At 51.0% G+C, this 3106-nt stretch carries 2 protein-coding genes; both read left to right on the top strand.

The window, feature by feature from the left end; all coding sequences use genetic code 11:
* Positions 1 to 573: 573 nt before the first annotated feature.
* Positions 574 to 1818: a lipopolysaccharide biosynthesis protein gene (locus IEY31_RS18410; protein WP_188974410.1), complete on the top strand. Its 1245-nt coding sequence runs from the start codon at positions 574 to 576 to the stop codon at positions 1816 to 1818.
* 70 nt (positions 1819 to 1888) lie between these two features.
* Complete coding sequence (locus IEY31_RS18405; RefSeq protein WP_188974409.1) at positions 1889 to 2788, top strand: glycosyltransferase family 2 protein; 900 nt, start codon at positions 1889 to 1891, stop codon at positions 2786 to 2788.
* Positions 2789 to 3106 lie beyond the last annotated feature (318 nt).

Here is a 3106-nt window from a genome sequence, read left to right as displayed (position 1 = left end):
CCCTCCAGTGTGCCCGACCCTCTCAACGGGTGGGCCATTTTCTGTCGGGATTTCTGGAGCACTACCATGTGATGCCGTCAAGAACCTCCCGGTCAGGACGGCGAGGCCGTCCGCGTATGGTGCGCTTGATGGGGCTTGGGGGAGACAGAATAGCTCACTGATAGTCGTTCAGCCGCATAACCAGGGCGTGGCTGGGGGGCCCTCTGTCATTGAATTTTCAAATGACCTCTATGGAGCACTCGTGCGGTGTAAAACTCCGCGCAGCTTCCAGTACATTGACATTCCGGTGGAGGACATTGTGTGCCTAATGAATATGAAGTACCAAGATACGGTGGATTTGGCAATTGGACAAACCACCCTGCTCAAACTAGTAGACATACCGGGAATGGTGCTGAGAAGGAATCTGGAGGTGAGGTTCGGATTGTTATCGGAGAATGTCCCAACACGAAGAGGCCTGAAATCGAGGCCGCCGGTTGGCTGTTGGACGGGACGCTTTGCGTCGGTCTGGAGCAAATTCTCATCACCCACAACGGTGCCCGCGCCCCTATCTCAAAAGCCCACGCACTGTAATTTATGACGGATGCCAACCTGAGGACAAACAGCCTATGGATGATGGGCGGTCAGGCACTACGAGCGGGCGTGCAACTCCTGTACTTCGTGCTGATTGCCCGTGCACTGGGAAGCGCACAGTATGGTAGTTTCGTGGCGGTGACCGCTTTGGTGGCCATCGCTGCACCCTTCGCCAGTTGGGGAAGCGGCAACCTATTAATCAAACATACTGTCCGTGACCATCAGACCTTTCCTACCTATTGGGGCGCGGCTGTGGCGACGACGCTTACCACATCCTTGGCCCTAACGCTCTTAGTCATCGCAGTGGCACAATTCGTCCTTCCTCCCGGTTTGCCGCTGACTTTGCTGCTGCTGGTGGCCCTGTCTGATCTGCTGTTCGCCCGTCTGATTGATGTTTCCGGACAGGCCTTCCAGGCATTCAATCGGCTGGACAGAACAGCGGCGATTCAGCTATTTCCTGCGCTGGTGAGGTTGGCGGCTGCGGGCCTGCTCTTCGCACTGCCGGTGCCGAAGACTGCGCTGGCCTGGTCTGCCTTGTTCTTCATCAGTACCGCTGTCAGTGCCATCTGTGCAGTGACGTTGGTGCGCCGTGACTTGGGCTGGGGACCGCTGTCCTTGCGTCCAGTCAGACAGGAAGCCCGCGAGGGTGGTGCTTTTGCGCTGAGTCTCAGTGCCCAGAGCATCTACAACGATATCGATAAAATTATGCTTGCCCGGCTGGTCAGCGCTGAGGCGGCCGGCGTCTACGCGGCAGCCTACCGTATTGTCGATACGGCATTCACACCTGTCCGTTCGGTACTCTATGCCGCCTATGCTAGGTTCTTCCAACGTGGTCAGTCGGGACTGAGGGGCAGTACCGCGTTCGCCTTGCAACTCCTTCCCTGGACTGGGGGATACAGTCTGCTGATAGCTGCGGTGTTGTGGCTGTGTGCCCCTGCCTTGCCGCTGTTGTTTGGGGCTGACTTCGCCGCTACCGCTGACGTGTTGCGCTGGCTCTCGCCGCTAGTGCTTCTAAAGACCCTGCATTATTTTGCTGCTGATGCCTTGACGGGAGCTGGGTATCAAGGCACACGCAGCGCGGTGCAGGTGGGAGTAGCCGTAGTGAACGGTCTGCTCAACCTGTGGTTGCTACCACGATACGGATGGCTGGGGGCAGTGTGGGCAAGCTTGGCAAGTGATCTGCTGCTAGTATTGACTCTTTGGAGTATTGTGGCCTTTAAGACAAGGAAAAGTTTTCCTCTTGGTTAAGATACATAGCTATTGACATCCTTATTGCGGGATCGTTCTTTAAATCATCTAAACTCTTGAGAGGTTAATAATGGAATCAATCGCAATATGTATATGCACTTATAAGCGCCATAAAGCTTTGCATAACTTGCTCGAAAACCTGAGCCTGATTAATAGACCTGCTGATTGTAAAATTGATATTATTGTGGTAGACAATGATCCTCTTGGGTCGGCTTCTCACATTAAATATGAGTTTGGTGAAATTCAATATTTTATTGAATCAAAAAAAGGCGTTTCTTTTGCAAGAAATAGAGCCATTAGGGAAGCTAATAAGTTGGATGCCGATATTATTGCCTTTCTGGATGATGATGAGGTACCCACCCCAAATTGGCTCATACATATGTATTTTGCATTGAAAAATTACAACGCTGATATTGTAGCTGGTCCGGTCCTAACAATCCTACCGGATGAGCTAAAAGCATTTTTGCCATTTATGACTCGCAAACGCCATCCGACAGGCACACCAGTTAAGTATTGGGGCGCGGGGAATGTACTTCTCCGCGCCGAAGTGTTTGACCAAATAGGTTATTTTTCGGAAGCCTACGCCATTAGAGGAGGCGAAGATACTGATTTCTCGGCGAGATGCAATAAGCAAGGTTTACGTATGATTTGGTCAGACGAAGCTATTGTTACTGAACCTACAAATATAACACGAGCCAATTCAAGATGGCTTTCCGATCGGGCTTATGATAAAGGCAGGATAATTGTTAAAGTTGAGCGTGATCTAAACTTTGGTAGTAGGAAAAGACGGATATTGATTGCGCTAACATATCTCGTACTGGGTATGGCGGCATGGATCGGTACACTCATAATTGATCACTTATTTAAAAGTAACTATCGTCTTGTCTCTATTATATCCTTCAAGAAAGGTTTAGGTATGATAGAGGAATTATGTAAAAGACCTGGCTACAATGAAAACCTTCAAGACTGATTGTGTAATCACCGCAAATAGAAGTTGACCCGAACAGCAAAAGATGCGAAAGGGACGGTGCCTGACGGCCTGACACAAAGTATGAGAAAGTATCCCCTACCAGGGACGCTTTCTATTTGTGACAACCGAAAATGCTACCGGGGACGCCCCCGTACTCTATCAAGCCGTATTCGCCCATATCCAGCAGGGGTTGTGGAACGATGTCCGTAACGCCCACATCTTGGCTTGGATGGTCACGGGCCTGCTGCTCTTATTGGTAGTCCGTTGACTGGTTGGAAGCGCACACTTGGCTATGACCAAGGACCGGGTGGTGGCTGA

The sequence above is a fragment of the Deinococcus aerolatus genome, from assembly GCF_014647055.1.
GTDB lineage: Bacteria > Deinococcota > Deinococci > Deinococcales > Deinococcaceae > Deinococcus > Deinococcus aerolatus.
The sequence above is the reverse complement of the archived record's forward strand: the minus strand, read 5'-3'. Positions and strand labels throughout refer to the sequence as shown.

Bases quoted from the DNA above. Each gene is read 5' to 3' on its own strand.
- IEY31_RS18410 (WP_188974410.1), top strand. From the start codon at position 574: ATGACGGATGCCAACCTGAGGACAAACAGCCTATGGATGATGGGCGGT.
- IEY31_RS18405 (WP_188974409.1), top strand. From the start codon at position 1,889: ATGGAATCAATCGCAATATGTATATGCACTTATAAGCGCCATAAAGCT.